This is a genomic window from Pseudomonas sp. FEN (genome assembly GCF_904067045.1).
In the GTDB taxonomy this organism is placed as follows: domain Bacteria; phylum Pseudomonadota; class Gammaproteobacteria; order Pseudomonadales; family Pseudomonadaceae; genus Aquipseudomonas.
Genome location: NZ_CAJFDC010000036.1, coordinates 508,399 through 525,115, shown reverse-complemented (window position 1 = coordinate 525,115; position 16,717 = coordinate 508,399). Strand labels below are relative to the sequence as shown.

The following is a 16,717-nucleotide window of genomic DNA, read 5'->3' as shown; positions in this document are numbered from 1 at the left end:
CATCGCCAGATAAACCGCTATCGCTGGCAAGCCAGGCGCCTACAAGGGCCTGCCTTGGCCTTTGGATCGTGACCTCAGATCACATACCAGAAAATCGCCACGAAATGCAGCACGCTGCCGGCAATCACAAACAAATGCCAGATCCCATGGGCCTGCCTTAGCCTTTGGATCGTGACCTCAGATCACGTACCAGAAAATCGCCACGAAATGCAGCACGCTGCCGGCAATCACAAACAAATGCCAGATCCCATGGGCCTGCCTTGGCCTTTGGGTCGTGACCTCAGATCACATACCAGAAAATCGCCACGAAATGCAGCACGCTGCCGGCAATCACAAACAAATGCCAGATCCCATGGGCCTGCCTTGGCCTTTGGATCGTGACCTCAGATCACGTACCAGAAAATCGCCACGAAATGCAGCACGCTGCCGGCAATCACAAACAAATGCCAGATCCCATGGGCATGCCGCAGCCGATAATCCAGCGCGAAAAAGATAATCCCCAGGGTATACAAGGCCCCGCCGGTCGCCAACCAGACAAACCCCGCCGTACCCAACGCGGCGATTAGCGGCTTGACCGCCACCAGCACAATCCAGCCCATCACCGCGTAGATCACAATGGACAGGATCCGTGCTTCGGAACGTGGCTTGATCTCCTGCAACATGCCAATCACCGCCAGGCCCCAGACGATCCCGAACAGCGCCCAGCCCCAGGGTCCGCGCAGTGTCACCAGGCAGAACGGTGTATAGCTGCCGGCGATCAAGAGGTAGATCGACAGGTGATCGAGCTTCTGCATGATCACCTTGGCGCGCCCGCGCACGCTGTGGTACACCGTCGACACGCTGTACAGCAGCATCAGGGTCACGCCGTAGATCGCCACACTGACGATCTTCCAGGGGCTGCCATCCAGGCTCGCCACCACCAGCAACCAGATCGCCCCGATACCCGCCAGCACCGCCCCCACCAGATGGGTCCAGGCGTTAAAGCGTTCCCCGTGATACATCTGCCACCTACCTCGCTTGGTCGATACAACTGCGCGCAAGGCTCAGGCCTTGCGGGCAAAAGCACAAGGGTCTTCGCATGGTACCGTCAGGAAGACTCCCCACATCGGCACCTTCCCATAAAAAACAAGGCACCCATCTCCTATATATCGTTCCATTGATGAAGAAAAAAAGACCTGGCCTCGAAAATGAATCGGCACCACCCCGCGCCTGCTCAAGGCCATGCCGCGCAACCCAGGACACCGGGGGCACCGGTTTTTCAGCTCGTCGACCTACTCACCGGCGTACAGTTGCCACCCTCAAGGCGAAAGCCCTGGTCGATTCGGCATTGAATAATGCAAGAGATAGAACACTCGTAAGATTCGTAGCGTCTGGACGGACGCTTGTGGCGAGCGGGCTTGCCCGCGCTGGGGCGCGAAGCGGCCCTGATACCAGTGATCGCGGTCTATCAGGTAGAGCGAGGCCTCTGGTTTCACGACTGCTTCGCAGCCGCGCGCGGGCAAGCCCGCTCACCACAAGATCGTGCTCGGCCTGACATCTGTGTCACTGACAGGCATTGGGCCAAACCCGGCTCCATTCTGAAAAAGCCCCAGCCAAAACCCCAGGACTTGGGCACAATCAGGGCATTCGAAAAAGAGCCCGCGCCATGCTGATCGACGAAGAGCTGACCCTGAAAAAGCTGGAGGTGTTCCTGGCCTTCATGCGCACCGGCAATCTGGCGCGGGCGGCGGCCGAATTGCAGACCAGCAACGTCAGCGTTCACCGGGCCATCCACTCCCTGGAAAACGCCCTGCGCTGCCCGTTGTTCAAGCACGAAGGCCGCAACCTGACGCCGCTGGAAAGCGCCTATGTGCTGGAAGAGCGCGCGCAGAAGCTGATTCAGGACGTGCTCGAAAGCATCCGCGTGACCCGCGAGGCCGCCGGTTTCTCCGCCGAGCGCTTCAAACTCGGGTCGCTCTATTCGCTGACCGTGAAAACCGTGCCACAACTGATCATGGGCCTGAAGATCCGCCGCAGCGAACTCAATATCGACTTGATCCTGGGCTCGAACTTCGACCTCTTCTACAAGCTCAAGAACATGGAAGTGGACGCGATCCTGGTGTCGTTGGACGACTCGACCAACGACCCGGACTGCGAGCGCCTGCCACTGTTTTCCGATGATATCTTCCTGGCGACACCCGCCGACTCGCCACTTTCCCAACAGAGCGAAGTGGACCTGGCGGATTTGCGCGACATGACCTTCATCACCCTGACCCAAGGCTTCGCCACGCACCGGGATGGCAACCGGGTGTTCGAGCAGGCAGGCTTCGAGCCGAAGGTGGCGATGCAGGTCAACGACATCTTCACGCTGTTGAGCATGGTCAGCTCCGGGGTCGGCTATGCCTTGTTGCCGGGGCGGATTGCGGCGGTGTATGAAAACCGGGTGAAGCTGATTCCATTGCAGGCGCGCTACCGCCTGCAACAGCATATCGGCGTGGTGTTCCTCAAGGCCAAGGAGCGTGATCCCAACCTGTTGGCGCTGTTGGCGGAGTGCCGGATGTATGCCAACCGGTTGACCTGAGCTGCCAACGATCAGGTTTGATCATGCATTTTCAGTGCGTTCAAGGGCCTCTTCGCGGCGGTGCGGCGATCCGACAAGCTCCGCTCCCACAAGTTATGAGTCGTGCACTCAACCCTGGTCCTCCGCGGACATTGTGGGAGCGGAGCTTGCCCGCGAAAAAGTCAGAACAGGCACCGTATTATCAGGATCAGCCCACCAACCCACGCACGATGAAGAACAGCAGCGAAGGCCCGAGCAGACAGCCCAACCCGGTATGGAAGGTCGCCGTCAGCGCTCCATAGGGCACCAGCCGCCGATCCGTCGCCGCCAGCCCAGCGGTCACGCCACTGACCGTGCCCGCCAGACCACCGAACACCATTGCCGAACGCGGATTGTCCAGGCCCATCCAGCGCGCCGCCACCGGCGTGCCGACCATCACCAGAATCGCCTTGATCAAGCCTGTCGCGATCGACAGCGCCACCACTTCGGAACTCGCGCCAATCGCCGCCCCGGTCACTGGCCCGACGATATAGGTCACCGCCCCGGCACCAATGGTGGTGATACTCACCGCATCGCGATAACCGAAGGCCCAGGCCATGCTCGCCCCGACCACAAACGGCAGCAGCGTGCCCAGCAGCAGCGCCAGAGCACCGATCAAGCCGGCCTTCTTCGCCTCGGTCGCCTGGACTTCGAAGGCCGTGGCAACGATGGCGAAGTCACGCAACATCGCCCCGCCCATCAACCCGACGCCGGAAAACATGGCGACATCCGCCAGGCCTTTTTGCCCGCCCGTCAGCGTACCACCCACCCAAGCCAGTACCAGGCCGATCGCGATGGCAATCGCCGAACCATGGATCCGGCCATAGGTCAGGCGCTTGGACAGCACCACCGACACCCACATCACCAAGCCGACACCGGCGAATGCTGTTACCAGTCCATTCTGTCCCAGGCCCTTTCCAATGAGCTCCCACATATCAGCGACCTCCCGTGGCGGTTGAGGTCGGGGCAAAGGTTTCCGGCTCATCCGGTAATGGCTCGCCTTTATGAACCCGGCTGATCAGGGCAATGGCGCAACCGCAGACCACTACCGAACCAATCGCCGCCAGCAGTGCCAGCGGCCCGCCGTGCAGCGCCGCGACCACGTTCTGGTTGGCGGCCATCGCGACCACTACCGGAATGTACATGGCGCCCCAGAAACCGACGCCCAGCTCGCAATCCTTGCTCAGGCCGCCGCGTTTATGCATCCACAACCGGGCGCAGATCAGCAGGATCATTGCGATCCCGACCCCGCCGACATTGGATTTGACACCCAGCAGCACGCCCAGCATATCTCCCAGAATCACCCCTGCCAGCGTACAAATCGCCAGCAGTGCCACACCGTAAATGATCATTGTTGTTATCCTCACATCGCATTGCCGAAGTTGTTGTTTTTGTCCTTCGAAGCAGCAGCCGGTGTTTATCGGTGACGGCGTCCCTCCTCATCCAACAGCGCCTTGAGGCTATCCAATCGGGCGCCGTCGAACGCGATGACGGTGCCTTGCTCGAATACCCGGCGCGCCAGTCCGGTCAAGACCGAACCCGGAGGCAGTTCGATCTGCAGGCGGGCACCGCGCTCATAGGCGCTCTGTACGGTGCCGCGCCAATCGACGACCCGGCGCATATTGAAGGCCAGGTCATCGCGGATCTGTTCAGCGCCGCGCAGGAGCCGCGCGCTGCTAGCGCTGAGGTAGCCCAGCCGCGGCGCCTGAACCGGCACCTGGGCAAAGGCGGCGGCCAGTACCTGGGCCGGCTCGTCCAGCAGCGGGCAATGAGATGGCACGCTGACCGCCAGGCGCCTGACCACCCCGTCCCTTCCCATCAGGGCAACCAGCGCGCGCATCGCCTCGTCGCTCCCGGCAATCACGCATTGGTTATCGGCGTTGATATTCGCCAGGTAGACCGGTGTGCCTGCGCTGTGCACCTGGGCCAATAACTTATCCACAGCCGTCAGCTCCAGCCCGATCAGGGCGGTCATGCCATAGCCCTGTGGATAAGCCTGTTGCATCAATTCGCCACGCAGGCTGACCAGGCGCAGGGCATCAGCGAACGCCAGGGACTCGGCCAGTACCGCCGCCGGGTAGGCGCCGATGGACAGGCCGGCGACATAAGCCGGCAACACGGTGTTTTCCAGCAGCAACCGGGCACAAGCCACACCGGCGATCAGCAGGCAAAGCTGCACCGCCCGAGTCGAGGCCAGGGCCTGCGGCGTATCCAGCAACGCCACGTCCTCACCCAGCACGGCACGCGCCTCGTCCAGGCATTCGCGGACGACCGCGGCCTCAGGCAGGCGATGCAGCATGCCGGGCTGTTGCGCACCCTGACCGGGAAACACCAGCAGGCTGCTCATGCCATTTGCTCCTGGACGGACCAGGGGTCGAGCACCAACTGCGCGCCACTGGCCCGCTTGAGCAGAACACGGCGCGCCGAGCTCGCCCACTCCGCCAGTGCCACCGCGCCCCACGGGGTTTGCAGTTGCAGGTCAACGCGACAGAACGGGTTGTCGAGTTGCTGCAACAAGCCGGCGGCCTGACGACGGGACAGTGCTTGCGGTACACGCAGAATCAGATCCAGGTCGCTCTGTTGATGCAGGGTTGGAAAACCGCTGGCCAGTTCGAAACCGGCACTGCCAGCGACGCCCCAGACCAGCCTCGATTCACTCAGCAACGGACGCAGGTGACGCAGTGCCCGCAAGGCCGGCCAGTCCCGCGCAGCGACGTCAATATCGATCAGGGCTTCGGGCCGCACGCGACGCGCGACCAGCGTCCGCGGCATCAACGTGGCGAAACGCTGCTCCCGCAAAGGCCCGCGTACCCCCACCGGCACCAGATCAGGCGCGCTCAGCGCCCGCCGCACCACCACCGGGTGGCCGAGACTCAGCACCTCGGCCACCCAGCCCGGGGCGTTCTCCGGCAACTGCTCCGGGGTCAATCCCCAGAGCAGATCGTGGGGCAGGAACGGGGCGTCAGCGCGCATCGCGGCTCACCACTGCTCGCGCAACAGTTGCCGGACCCGACTCGATGCCGCCCGGTTGCTCGCGCCGAGCCGCCCACTCAAGTCCGGGCCCTTGCGCGCCACATCATGGATGGCTTCGACCAGGCAGTCCCGCACCTGTGCCAGGTCGGCCGCCGTGGGTTGTTCGATCCGCTCCACGCCCAGGGTTTTCCAGAGCAGGCCGAGACTGGCGAAGCTATCGATGTCGTAGGCCATCGGCGGCACGCTGGCAGCCAGGGCCTCCAGTTCCTCGACGCTACGCAAGGTCACCCGCGCCGCCGACGCCTTGCCCATCGCATGGACCATCACCCCCGGATCGCGCAGGGCAATCAACCGATTGGCCTGGTAGCCATGGGCGAGGAACGCCCCGGACATCGCCTTGCCCACCAACAGCGCAATCACCGCATGCCCCGCCAGGCGGGCCCGGGCATAACTGTCCACCGCCCCGGCCAGGGCCTGATGAATCCCCAAGGCTTCTTCACGGCGCCCGTAGGCCTGGCTCGGTACATCGACAATGGCGACCAAGGCGCGCTTGTCCGCGCGCCCGCTGTCGGCCTCGATCACCTCGTCGACGGCCTTGGCCAGGCCCCAGCCTTCGAGCAACCCGACCTCACCGTCGCGGGCACGGACAAAGCGGTTGGCCGGATCAGCCACTACCGCGAGAAAACGCACCGGTTGCCCCGCGAGTCGGGCATCCGCGACTTTCAACGACGGCGGCAGGCCGGGCACTTCGCCAGCCCCCGCGGTCAGGGCCTGGAACCAGTGCAAACCGCGCAGGGAATAAGCGCTCATGGGCGATCTCCTTGGAAAAGACGGCGCACCGTGGCCGGATCAATCTGCGGTTCGGCATCCAGTTCAGCCAAGCGTCGCAGGTAGCCATCCGCCTGCCGACTACGCTGCACCTCGGGCAAGCCGGCCTCCAGCAATGCGCTGACCTGTTGCTGGATCAACGCCACATCGTCGGCGACATAACGATCCGCGAGGCCACTGGCGAAACGTTGTTCGCCACCGGTCAGGCTCCAGATAAACGGCCGGTCACGGGAGTCGTACTCCGCCAGCCCAGCCTCCTGTTCGATCACCTGCGGGCCGTTGAGGCCCAGGCGCGCCTCCTGGGTCACCAGCAGATAACTGCACAGCCCCGCCGCGATGGACATACCGCCAAAACACCCGACGCTGCCGGCCACCACGCCGATCACCGGCTGATAACGGCGCAGGTCGACAATCGCCGCGTGGATGTCGGCGATGGCCGCCAGCCCCAGGTTGGCCTCCTGCAAACGCACGCCACCGGTCTCCAGCAGCAACACGGCACGAGTCGGAACGCCGTTGCGGTTGTCTTCGGCGGCCAGCTCCAGGGCCCCGGCGATTTTCGCACCGCCGACTTCACCGAGACTGCCGCCCTGGAACGCGCCTTCGATGGCCGCGATCAGCACCGGCAAGCCGTCAATGCGGCCCTTGGCAATCACCACGCCGTCGTCGGCCTGCGGCACCACGCCCTGGCGTTCGAGCCAGGGCGACATGATCCGGGCAAAGGGGTCGAGCAACTCGCGAAAACTGCCGCGATCGAGCAAGGCCCGGGCGCGCTGCCGGGCACCGAGTTCGACGAAGCTGTGTTTGTGCAACAAACGCGCGCTGTCAGTCATGGTCGATCTCCTCGAAACCTTGTTCCAGGCGCAAACGGACCACCCCGGGGGTGGCGCCGAAATCATGGATATCGATGGCCAGCGCGGGCAACAACTGGCCGTCGAACAGCCGTTCGAACAGGTGTTGCCAGCGGGCGGAGCTGCCGTTCACCGAGGTGGTAACCTGGATCGACAGCGTGCCGGGACGACCGGGCTCCAGCAACACTTCCAGATCACCCGAACCGACGCAGCCCACCAGCGCGCACCCTTTGGGCGGTTGGCCGGCGGGGAATTCAAAGGACAATTTTTCCATTACAAGGCTTCCTGTTCGAGGCGATCGATCAGCAGGCAGGCGGCGAGCAGATCCGCCGCGCCCCCCGGTGAAGCGTTTATCGCCAACAGCTGTTGATCCAATTCATGCAGGCAGCGCCGTCCGGCCAGGCTGGCGCTACCGCCCGCCGCCAGCACGGCGCGGGCGCCCTGTTGCATGGCCTGCAAACCTGGCACGCCAGCGCGGTAGAGCACGCAGGTGTCGGCCAGGCGGGTCATGATGGCGAGCAGGGCATCCAGCCGGGCGTTCTGTTCGCCATGACCGGCGAGCCGGCTGCGCTTGAGTTGCGGCAGACCAAGTCCGGTCACGGTCGGGAAGCCCAGTTGCGCCTCTTCCCGGGCGCCGCGAGCACCGTAGCGTTGCGCGACCTGGCGGCCGTGGCTGGTGCCATTGGGCGCGTAGCGGTCTTCCAGCAAGGCCAGGCGGGCGGCACGTAGCGTCAGGGCGTTGGCGGTCACGGCACGAGGGTCCAGCGCCGCTGCCGCCACCAGCAGCCCCAAGGCCCAGATCGCCCCGCGATGGGTATTCACTCCGCCGGTGGTCTGGAGCATCGCCTGCTCGCCTTCGCGACCGATACGGCCCAGGGCTTCACGTAGCGGCAAACCGATGCCCGGCTCCCCGTAGGAGCGAGCTTGCTCGCGATGGACGTCGACGATTACGCGGGAAACCTGGGGCCCAGCGGTGCCTGGACCCTCATCGCGAGCAAGCTCGCTCCTACAGGGGGCGGTGTTTTCCGTAGCGTCGCGGAGGTTGTCCATACCTTGCGCCGCTTCGGCCATCTCCTTGAACATCGGCCACAACGACAAGGCCGAAGCATGCATCAGGCCCAGATGCAGATCGCTGTGCGCCCCGTTGCCGCGTCGATCCACCAAGGCCGGCTTGGGCGACAGGTCGGCCTCGTCGATCAGCGCTTCCACCGCGAAGTCCGCCAAACGCTCGGCCAGAGACAAGGGTTGGGCTTGCAGATTGGGAGCGTGCATTTACCAGCTCCTGAATTTGGCGGGCGGGTTGTACAGGCCACCCGACCACTCCACCAGGTCGGCCACGCTCTTGGCCGCCAGCAGTTCGCGGCTGGCGTCGGTGCGCCGAATGCCCAGGTCCTCGGGCAAGGCTATCAAGCCTTCGCGACGCATCCGCAGGGTATCCTTGGGGTTATGCCGCAAACCGATGGCGGTGACGCCGGCCACGGCGGCGATCATCGCCTGGCGTTCTTCCAGGGAACGCGCCTTGTACAGGTAAGCGATGCCTTCTTCAGTGAGCAAATGGGTGACGTCGTCGCCATAGATCATGATCGGCGCCAACGGCATCCCGCTTTTCCTCGCCACCTCCACGGCATCGAGGGTTTCAACGAAGGTCGGTTTGCCGCCTTCCTGGAAGGTCTCGACCATCTGCACCACCAGCTTTTTGCCGCGCTCAAGCAAGGCTTCGGGTGCATCGCCGCTATCGAGGCGCATATCGAGCCAGGCCGGAGTACCGTGGCGACGACCGCGCGGGTCATGCCCCATATTCGGCGCCCCGCCGAAACCGGCCAGGCGACCGCGGGTCACGGTGGACGAATGACCGTCACCATCAACCTGCAAGGTCGCGCCGATAAACAGATCCACCGCATACTGCCCGGCCAACTGGCAGAACATCCGGTTCGAACGCAACGAGCCGTCGCGTCCGGTGAAGAACACGTCCGGCCGCGCCGCGATGTAGTGTTCCATGCCCAGTTCGGTGCCGAAGCAATGCACACTTTCGACCCAGCCGCTTTCGATGGCGGGAATCAGCGTCGGGTGCGGGTTGAGTGTCCAGTTGCGGCAGATCTTGCCTTTCAGGCCGAGGGATTCGCCGTAGGTCGGCAGGATCAGTTCAATGGCCGCGGTATTGAAACCAATCCCATGGTTGAGGGACTGCACCTTGTGTCTTTCGTAGATCCCACGAATCGCCATCATCGCCATCAACACGTGTACCGGCTTGATATGGCGTGGATCGCGGGTGAACAACGGCTCGATATAGAAAGGTTTGTCGGCCACCACCACGAAGTCGACCCAGGACGCGGGAATATCCACCCGCGGTAATTCGCTGACGTCATCGACCAGTTGATTGACCTGGACGATCACAATCCCGTCGCTGAAGGCCGCCGGCTCGATCAGCGCCGGGGTGTCTTCGGTGCTGGGACCGGTATAAATGTTGCCGGCGCGGTCGGCCATGAAACCGGCACTGAGCACGACATTGGGGATCAGGTCCACCACCAGGCGCGCATAGAGTTCGATGTAGGTGTGAATGGCGCCGATTTCCAGCAGGCCGTCTTCCAGCAACTGGCTGATGCGCAGGCTCTGGGTGCCGGCGAAGGAAAAGTCCAGCTTGCGGGCGATGCCGCGCTCGAACAGGTCCAGGTGCTCGGCGCGACCGACACTGGGCATGATCATGTGCAAATCGTGGAGCTTGGCCGGATCGGCTTTCACCAGGGAGCGGGAAAGGAAATCCGCCTGCTTCTGGTTATTGCCCTCCAGCACCACCCGGTCGCCCGGCATGATCAGGGCTTCGAGGGCGGCGACGATCTTGTCGGTCGGCAACACCACACCGTCGGCGAGGGCTTGCACCTGCGCGAGACGCCGCTGCTTCTCGGCGCGCCGCCGGGTCCAGCGCGAGTCGGGGGAATTGGGGGTTGTCATGCTCACTCCACGGGTTCGCTTTTGTGGAGTAGACAGTAGGAGTGTATTGGCAAGGCATCAATCAAGCCCGCCGGAGGATCATTACGCTCAGGGTAATGGTTCTGTACTTGTCAGGTTCAGCGGTGCCTGGGGCACCATCGCGAGCAAGCGCGCTCCCGCACAGTACCCGTCAGGCCAACCCCGACTCCAACACCAACTGCTCCAACCCCAGCAGGTCCGGCACCCTCGCCACCCATTCGCCAACCTGCACCGCCGCTTTCTCGAACCGGCACAGCGGCACATCGACAAAACTCAGCTGGCTGTCGAGCTTGTACGAGCGCGGAATACCCTGGATCACCAGCGCGATGAACTTCAACTCCGGCCGCCCACCGAGGGCATTGAGCACCACGATCCGCGCCCGATCCCCCACCGCCAGCGGACCGCCGCACGCCGCCTCGAAGCTGATCAGCGGCAATTGCTGGTTGCGCCAGGTCACCTGCCGCAGATACCACGGCGGCGCATCGCTCGCCGGTTCGCCGCGCTGGTAATCAATCAGCTCCGCCACCGCGACATTCGGCAACAGCAGGTAACGATCCGCCAATGGCAGCATCAGCCCCGTCAGGCTGCTGGTGCTGTGCTCATGCATGGACCTGACTCCAATAGGCGATGCTTTCCAGCAACACCGACTCCTGGTACGGCTTGCCCAGGTACTCGTTGACGCCAATGGCCATGGCCCGGTCGCGGTGCTTCTGGCCGGTACGCGAGGTGATCATGATGATCGGCAGGTCCTTGAGGCGCTCATCGTTGCGGATCCGCGTCGCCACCTCGAAACCGTCCATGCGCGGCATTTCGATATCCAACAGCATCAGGTCCGGGGTGTGTTCTTCCAGCAATGCCATGGCATCCACGCCATCCTTGGCCGTCAGCACGTTCATCCCGTTGCGCTCCAACAACCGACTGGTGACCTTGCGCACGGTGACCGAGTCGTCCACCACCATGACCAGGGTCGGGCGCACCAGCGTGGCATCCACGCTGGCACCACTGGACACGGACTGCTCCGGAGCCCGCGCCAATGCGCTGCGCACATGGGCGAGCAAGTCGAGAATCAGCACCACGCGACCGTCGCCAAGGATGGTCGCCCCCGACAACCCCGGCACCGAGGCGAACTGTGGCCCCAGGCTCTTGACCACGATTTCCCGCGAGCCCGCCAGCGAGTCCACCTGCAGCGCCACCCGCTGATCGTTGCAGTGCACCAGCAATACCGGCAGCGGCAGGCTCTGGCCCAGTAGCTTCGGCTTGCTCACGGTTTGCAGCAGCTCGCCCAGATAACGCAGTTCGTAGGTCTGCCCGGCGTACTCGTAGCGCGGTGGATCAAGTTGGTAATAGCTTTCCAGCTCGCCCGGCAATACCCGCACCAGTCCCTCGACGGTGTTCAGCGGCACGGCATATTGCTCGTCGGCGCATTGCACCATCAGCGCCCGGTTCACCGAGACGCTGAACGGCAGACGGATCTGAAAGTGCACGCCCTGCCCCGGGATCGAATCGATACGCATGCTCCCGCCCAGTTGCCGCACTTCTTCGTGAACCACGTCCATGCCCACGCCGCGCCCGGAAATCTGGGTGATCTTTTCCGCGGTGGAAAACCCCGGCTGCAGGATGAACTGCAACACGTCGCGATCGCTGATCGGCATGTCCGGTTCCAGCAGACCACGCTTGATCGCCTTGCGCCGCACCGCTTCGAGCGGTATTCCGGCGCCGTCGTCACGGATGTCGAAGACGATGTCGCCGCCTTCGTGGGACAGGTCCAGGGTGATCAGCCCCTGCTCCGGCTTGCCGGCGGCGCGGCGGCCTTCGGCATTTTCCAGGCCATGGTCGACAGCGTTACGCAACATATGCTCCAGGGGCGCGACCATGCGCTCCAGGACATTGCGATCCATCTCGCCCTCGGCATTGCCGATCACGAAATCGACCTCCTTGCCCAACTCCCCCGCCACCTGCCGGACGATGCGCTTGAGGCGCGGCACCAGGCGCTCGAACGGCACCATGCGCGTGCGCATCAGGCCCTCCTGCAACTGGGTGTTGACCCGCGCCTGTTGCGCCAACAGGTTTTCCGCATCCAGGTTACGCCCGGCCAGGGTCTCCTTGAGGTCCAGCAGGTCGGAGGCGGACTCGAACAAGGCCCGCGACAATTGCTGCAACTGGGAATGCCGGTCCATTTCCAGCGGATCGAACTCTTCATAGCCCAGGCGCTCGGCCTCCACCTGCTGGCGGCTGAGAATACGGCCCTGGGTCTCGGTGTCGAGGCGCCGCAACTGGTCGCGCATGCGCTCGATGGTGGTTTCCATTTCATTGAGCGCGATCCTGGCGTCATTGACCTGCTGCTCGATACGACCACGGAAGATCGAGGTTTCACCCGCCAGGTTGACCAGGTCTTCGAGCACGTCAGCGGAAACCTTGACCATATCCTGGGCCGCCCGCTCGGCCTCGGCGACCATCGCTACCTCGACTTTGGGCGACGCCGGGGGGACAGTCGAGACGGCTGCCGGCAGATTGATCGGCGACTGCCGACCAAACGCCTGGATATCCTGGATCAGGGCATCGGCGGGCACTACCGGCTTTTGCGCGCGAACCGCATCGAGCATCTGCGCCAGGCGATCATGGCCAACCTGCAACAAGCCGAACAGCTCGCTCCCCGCTTGCAACTGGCCCGCCGAGAGCCCTTCGTAGAGAAATTCCAGTTCATGGGCCAGGTCGCCGATCGGCACGATTTCCACCATCCGCGCGCTGCCCTTGAGGGTGTGCAGGTCGCGCAGCAGGGTTTCCACGTCCTGGCGATTCGCCGGCTCGGCCTGCCAGCGCAGCAAGGCCGCAGCGGAGCTTTCGAGGATATCGAAACCTTCCTCGAGAAAGATCTCCAGTAGCTCCGGGTCGCTACCGGCGGCCGTTGCCTCGATGGCTTCGCTGACCTCCAGCGGCGCGCTGCCGGCCTGGCGGAACAGACGCAGGCTTTCGATCAGGGCGCTCGGATCGCCCAGGGTCTGATGCCCCTGGAGCTGGTCCAGCAGGACGGCCAAGCGGTCATGGCTCTTCTGCAACAGCAGCGCCAGTTCGGGAGAATGGCTGAAGCGCCGGTCCACCAGCCCCTCGTAGAGATTTTCCAGCTCATGGGCCAGATCGCCCACCGGGCCGATCTCGGCCATGCGCGCCCCGCCCTTGAGGGTGTGCAGATCCCGTTGCAGGGACAGCAACGGCGCGGCGTTGTCCGGTTCGTCGAGCCAACGCTGCAAGGCCAGCCCGGCGCTGTCGAGGATATCCGCGGCTTCTTCGAGGAAGATCACCACGATCTCATCGTCGAGGTCCACCGCCTCAAGGGCCTCGCTCGCTTCAGCGGTGGCGGCGCCCAGTTCGGCGATGCTCGCGGCCCGGTTGCCATCGGTCTTGATCAGCCCGGTGGCGGACGGGTCGAGGGCCTCGTCGAGCAACTCGCGCAAGGCCCGGACCCGCGCCGGCTGCGCCTTGATCTCCTGGCCAGCGGCCAGTTCGTCAAACATGTTGAGCAGCGCTTCATGGGCACTCTGCGCCTCATGGAAAAACCGCTCGCTGACCGCCAGGCTGCTTTCTTCGACCGCGCCGTACAAGTCCAGCAAGGCTTCGCAGAGTTCGTCCAGCGGGTGCAGGTCGGCACTGTGAGCGCCCTGGCCAAGGGTGGTCAGTTCGTCCAGCAGGTCGTTGAGTTCCTGGCGCTGGCCGGGGTGCTGCTGCCAGCGCAGCAGCAGGTTTTCCGCATCCAGCAGGATGTCCATGCCCTGGGCCAGGAAGTTGTTGATCAGTCGCGGGTCGCGCTTGGTGCTGCTGGAAACACTGAGCAACGACTCCAGCCGGGCCGCGAGCAGGGTCTCGGCACGCTGGATCAGTTCCGAGGCGCCATCGATGGCCGCCAACGGGTCGTCCGCCAGTTGCTTCAAACCCTGGTGCAACAGGACTTCAGCCTCCAGCAGCAACTCGACCTCGTCCAGGTCCAGTGGCAACAGGTGGGCCTTGAACTCACGCACCAGGTGGTAAAACGGTGCCGCCAGTTCGGCGATCGGTCGCACGCCCGCCACATAGGCACTGCCCTTGAGGGTGTGCAAGGCCCTTTGCAGTTCGTCGCTGGCCAGCAGCGGCAGATGCTCGGTGGCCTGTTCGAGGAAATGATTGAGGCTGTCCAGGTGGGTCTCGGCCTCGTTGCGGAAAATCTCCAGCAACTGCCGGTCGATGGACTCATCCTCGGTTTCTCCGCCCTCCCCGCTCACCGCCTCGCCCGCGCTCGCCAACTCATGGGCACGGGCGGCCAACCGGTCGACATCGTCGCGCTGACGCTGGGCATGCTCGGCAAACTCGCCGACCAGTTCCGGCAACACCCGCAGCACATCGTCGAGCAACTGCCGGACCGGCGCATCGGCCTCGACACTGTGTTCGAGCACGCGATTGAGCAGGTTCTCCACGGCCCAGGCCAGTTCGCCGAGCACCAGCGCCCGCACCATTCGGCCGCTGCCCTTGAGCGTGTGGAAAGCCCGACGCAACTCGGTCAGAGCCGATTTGCTCTCGGTATTCGCCACCCAGCGCGGCAGGTACTCGCGCAGCACATCGAGCACTTCCGCGCATTCCTCGAGGAACACTTCACGCAATTCGTCATCCACCGGTACCTCGTCACCCGGTGGTGGCAGCAGGCTGCCCGGAACCTGGCGGGCCGGCGGGTTGAGCACCGACACCGGGCTGGCCAGGACCTCGGCCAGGGACTGCGCCACCTGTGGACTGTCCAGTGCCTGCAGGTCCTGCATCACCAGGGCTTCGTTGGGGCTCAGAATCTCGTCGAGCACCGGTACATCCTGCTCGGCGGGTCGGTAGCCGAGGGCGTCGAGGCTTTCCTCGGCCAGGTCCAGCAGCCGTTCACCCGGGGCCTCGTGGTCTTCGCCCAGGCGTTCGAGATAGTACTCGATACTGCTCAGGGCATCGGCCAGGCGGTCGAGTTGCTGCCAGGACGGCGGCTGCGGATCTTGCAACAGATGATCCTGGATATAGCGATTGCAGGTTTCCAGCAGGCTCGCGGCCCGATTGAGGGGAATCATCGCCAAGGCCCCGCGAACCTGGGTCAGCAACTCTGGCAAGGGCAGCAGGCGCTCGCGGTCCCAGTCGGCATCGATGTACTCGATGATCAGGTCCTTGGCTTGTTGCAGGCAGATCCGCGACTCCTTGAGCACCAACTGGTGGATCTGGCTCAGGTCGGTGGTCGGCAGGCGGCTTTCTTCGCGACTTTCCGGCTCCACGGTGCCGATCATCCCGGCCAGGGTCGCCTCGACATAGAGCAAGGCCCCGGCGACGTCCATCAGCACCGCGTCATTCGGCTCGCGCTGGCCCTGGACCAGGCCCAGGACCACCGCCGTCTGGTCGATGATGACCTTGCGCGGCTGGCCGAAGCCGAGCACCGCCAGGGTATCGGCGATCTGCCGCAAGGGTGCCAGCAGGCTGGACAGTTCGTCGGTGTGCTGGCGGTCGCCGCGCACGAACAAGTGGAGGCGTTCCTTGACCCGTACCAGCTCCTCGCACAACGCCGCGACCACCGAACGCATGGCATCGCGGTCCGGGCCGGCCAGGCGGGCCCGCTCCTCGTCGACCACCGCGGTGTCGGGCAGGGCTTCATCCAGGCCATAACGTTCTTTCAGGATCCGCATCCGCGCCGATGGCTGCCGCGCCTTGGCAATATAGAACAACAGGCTCTTGAGCAATTCTTCCGGGGCCGGCTGGTTGATCCCGGCAATGCCCTGTTCCAGAAGGCGCTTGAGCTCCTTGTCGGAATCCTTGAGCAGGCTGCGCAGGGCCGGACTGTTGGCGATGGCCCCGGCAAGCATGCCCTCGACCAGCGCCGACGCGACCTGCCAGAGCGGCCCCAACGGCGCTTCCAGGCACAAGCTTTCCAGGCGCGCGAAAACCTTGGCCATATAGCCGAGGTTGGTCTCGTCGTCCTGTTCGCGCAACAAGCCGACCAGCGCGGTCTGCAGCATTTGCCGCAGCTTGCGCAGCAAGGCCGGCAGTTCCGCCGGGGTCAGTTGAGCGAGGGTTTCCTCGTCCAGTGGCGGCAGCTGCGGCAGGGTCGGGCTGAACAGGCTGGTTTCCGAGAGCAGGCTTTCGCCTCGGGCGCTGCGCAGGTCGTTGAGCAGCGGCAGCACCACCAGTGGCAGATCGCGGCGCGCACTGTGGACCCGGTCCAGATACAACGGCATCTGGCCAAGCGCCTGGCGTAGCAGCTTGAGCGCTTCCGGCAGATCGACCACCCGCCCCTGCTGCACGGCCAGGGCCAGGGCTTCGGTCTCTTCGGCAAGCAGCGCCGCGCCATAGAACTCGACCATCTGCAAACTGCCGTGGACCTGGTGAATACACTCCAGGCACTCGGCGATGTCCTGGGCCGAATGCGTCGGCTCATCGAACGCATCCAGGGCCTGGCGCGCCTGTTTCAGGGTATCGGCGATTTCGCCCTTGACCCATTCGAGGGCCACATAGTCGTGCTGATCGCTCATGACGACTC

Annotated in this window: 13 protein-coding genes and 1 pseudogene; 1 reads left to right on the top strand and 13 read right to left on the bottom strand. The window is 64.1% G+C overall.

Annotated features, from left to right (window positions below):
- Positions 1–74: 74 nt before the first annotated feature.
- A pseudogene (locus tag PFEN_RS26035) lies at positions 75–164 on the bottom strand (hemolysin III family protein); the annotation flags it as partial.
- A gap of 219 nt (positions 165–383) precedes the next feature.
- A complete protein-coding gene (gene trhA / locus PFEN_RS26020; RefSeq protein ID WP_191489472.1) occupies positions 384–1,001 on the bottom strand; it encodes a PAQR family membrane homeostasis protein TrhA in 618 nt (205 codons plus the stop codon).
- Between the two features lie 644 nt (positions 1,002–1,645).
- Between trhA and PFEN_RS26015 the strand changes: the two genes are divergently transcribed.
- Positions 1,646–2,560, top strand: coding sequence for a LysR substrate-binding domain-containing protein (locus PFEN_RS26015; protein ID WP_191489471.1), 915 nt, complete (start codon positions 1,646–1,648; stop codon positions 2,558–2,560).
- 187 nt (positions 2,561–2,747) lie between these two features.
- Here the strand turns inward: PFEN_RS26015 and madM are convergent, their stop codons facing one another.
- From madM to PFEN_RS25960, 11 genes are all read right to left on the bottom strand, one after another.
- A complete protein-coding gene (madM, locus tag PFEN_RS26010) occupies positions 2,748–3,512 on the bottom strand; it encodes a malonate transporter subunit MadM (RefSeq protein ID WP_191489470.1) in 765 nt (254 codons plus the stop codon).
- Between the two features lies 1 nt (position 3,513).
- The gene (gene madL / locus PFEN_RS26005; RefSeq protein ID WP_191489469.1) at positions 3,514–3,930 is read right to left on the bottom strand and encodes a malonate transporter subunit MadL; all 417 of its coding nucleotides are present in this window, start codon (positions 3,928–3,930) and stop codon (positions 3,514–3,516) included.
- Between the two features lie 65 nt (positions 3,931–3,995).
- A complete protein-coding gene (gene mdcH / locus PFEN_RS26000) occupies positions 3,996–4,925 on the bottom strand; it encodes a malonate decarboxylase subunit epsilon (protein ID WP_191489468.1) in 930 nt (309 codons plus the stop codon).
- Positions 4,922–5,551 (bottom strand): malonate decarboxylase holo-ACP synthase, encoded by a 630-nt coding sequence (locus PFEN_RS25995; protein WP_191489467.1) that lies wholly within the window; start codon positions 5,549–5,551, stop codon positions 4,922–4,924. The genes mdcH and PFEN_RS25995 overlap by 4 nt, the downstream gene beginning before the upstream one ends.
- Positions 5,552–5,557: 6 nt before the next feature.
- On the bottom strand, positions 5,558–6,361 hold the full coding sequence (gene mdcE, locus PFEN_RS25990; RefSeq protein WP_191489466.1) for a biotin-independent malonate decarboxylase subunit gamma: 804 nt from the start codon (positions 6,359–6,361) through the stop codon (positions 5,558–5,560).
- Positions 6,358–7,209, bottom strand: a complete 852-nt coding sequence (locus tag PFEN_RS25985; RefSeq protein ID WP_191489465.1) for a biotin-independent malonate decarboxylase subunit beta — start codon at positions 7,207–7,209, stop codon at positions 6,358–6,360. The genes mdcE and PFEN_RS25985 overlap by 4 nt, the downstream gene beginning before the upstream one ends.
- On the bottom strand, positions 7,202–7,501 hold the full coding sequence (locus PFEN_RS25980; RefSeq protein ID WP_191489464.1) for a malonate decarboxylase subunit delta: 300 nt from the start codon (positions 7,499–7,501) through the stop codon (positions 7,202–7,204). Before PFEN_RS25980 ends, PFEN_RS25985 begins: the two co-directional genes overlap by 8 nt.
- Positions 7,501–8,499 (bottom strand): triphosphoribosyl-dephospho-CoA synthase, encoded by a 999-nt coding sequence (locus tag PFEN_RS25975; protein ID WP_191489463.1) that lies wholly within the window; start codon positions 8,497–8,499, stop codon positions 7,501–7,503. Before PFEN_RS25975 ends, PFEN_RS25980 begins: the two co-directional genes overlap by 1 nt.
- Positions 8,500–10,176 carry a malonate decarboxylase subunit alpha gene (gene mdcA / locus PFEN_RS25970; RefSeq protein WP_191489462.1) on the bottom strand — a complete coding sequence of 559 codons (1,677 nt, stop codon included), beginning with the start codon at positions 10,174–10,176 and terminating at the stop codon, positions 8,500–8,502.
- A 169-nt stretch (positions 10,177–10,345) separates the two neighbouring features.
- Positions 10,346–10,801 carry a chemotaxis protein CheW gene (locus tag PFEN_RS25965; protein WP_191489461.1) on the bottom strand — a complete coding sequence of 152 codons (456 nt, stop codon included), beginning with the start codon at positions 10,799–10,801 and terminating at the stop codon, positions 10,346–10,348.
- Complete coding sequence (locus PFEN_RS25960; protein ID WP_191489460.1) at positions 10,794–16,709, bottom strand: Hpt domain-containing protein; 5,916 nt, start codon at positions 16,707–16,709, stop codon at positions 10,794–10,796. Before PFEN_RS25960 ends, PFEN_RS25965 begins: the two co-directional genes overlap by 8 nt.
- Positions 16,710–16,717: the final 8 nt, after the last annotated feature.

Bases quoted from the DNA above. Each gene is read 5' to 3' on its own strand.
- mdcA (WP_191489462.1), bottom strand. From the start codon at position 10,176: ATGACAACCCCCAATTCCCCCGACTCGCGCTGGACCCGGCGGCGCGCC.
- PFEN_RS26015 (WP_191489471.1), top strand. From the start codon at position 1,646: ATGCTGATCGACGAAGAGCTGACCCTGAAAAAGCTGGAGGTGTTCCTG.
- PFEN_RS25975 (WP_191489463.1), bottom strand. From the start codon at position 8,499: ATGCACGCTCCCAATCTGCAAGCCCAACCCTTGTCTCTGGCCGAGCGT.
- PFEN_RS25980 (WP_191489464.1), bottom strand. From the start codon at position 7,501: ATGGAAAAATTGTCCTTTGAATTCCCCGCCGGCCAACCGCCCAAAGGG.
- PFEN_RS25995 (WP_191489467.1), bottom strand. From the start codon at position 5,551: ATGCGCGCTGACGCCCCGTTCCTGCCCCACGATCTGCTCTGGGGATTG.
- madM (WP_191489470.1), bottom strand. From the start codon at position 3,512: ATGTGGGAGCTCATTGGAAAGGGCCTGGGACAGAATGGACTGGTAACA.
- trhA (WP_191489472.1), bottom strand. From the start codon at position 1,001: ATGTATCACGGGGAACGCTTTAACGCCTGGACCCATCTGGTGGGGGCG.
- PFEN_RS25965 (WP_191489461.1), bottom strand. From the start codon at position 10,801: ATGCATGAGCACAGCACCAGCAGCCTGACGGGGCTGATGCTGCCATTG.
- mdcE (WP_191489466.1), bottom strand. From the start codon at position 6,361: ATGAGCGCTTATTCCCTGCGCGGTTTGCACTGGTTCCAGGCCCTGACC.
- PFEN_RS25985 (WP_191489465.1), bottom strand. From the start codon at position 7,209: ATGACTGACAGCGCGCGTTTGTTGCACAAACACAGCTTCGTCGAACTC.
- madL (WP_191489469.1), bottom strand. From the start codon at position 3,930: ATGATCATTTACGGTGTGGCACTGCTGGCGATTTGTACGCTGGCAGGG.
- mdcH (WP_191489468.1), bottom strand. From the start codon at position 4,925: ATGAGCAGCCTGCTGGTGTTTCCCGGTCAGGGTGCGCAACAGCCCGGC.
- PFEN_RS25960 (WP_191489460.1), bottom strand. From the start codon at position 16,709: ATGAGCGATCAGCACGACTATGTGGCCCTCGAATGGGTCAAGGGCGAA.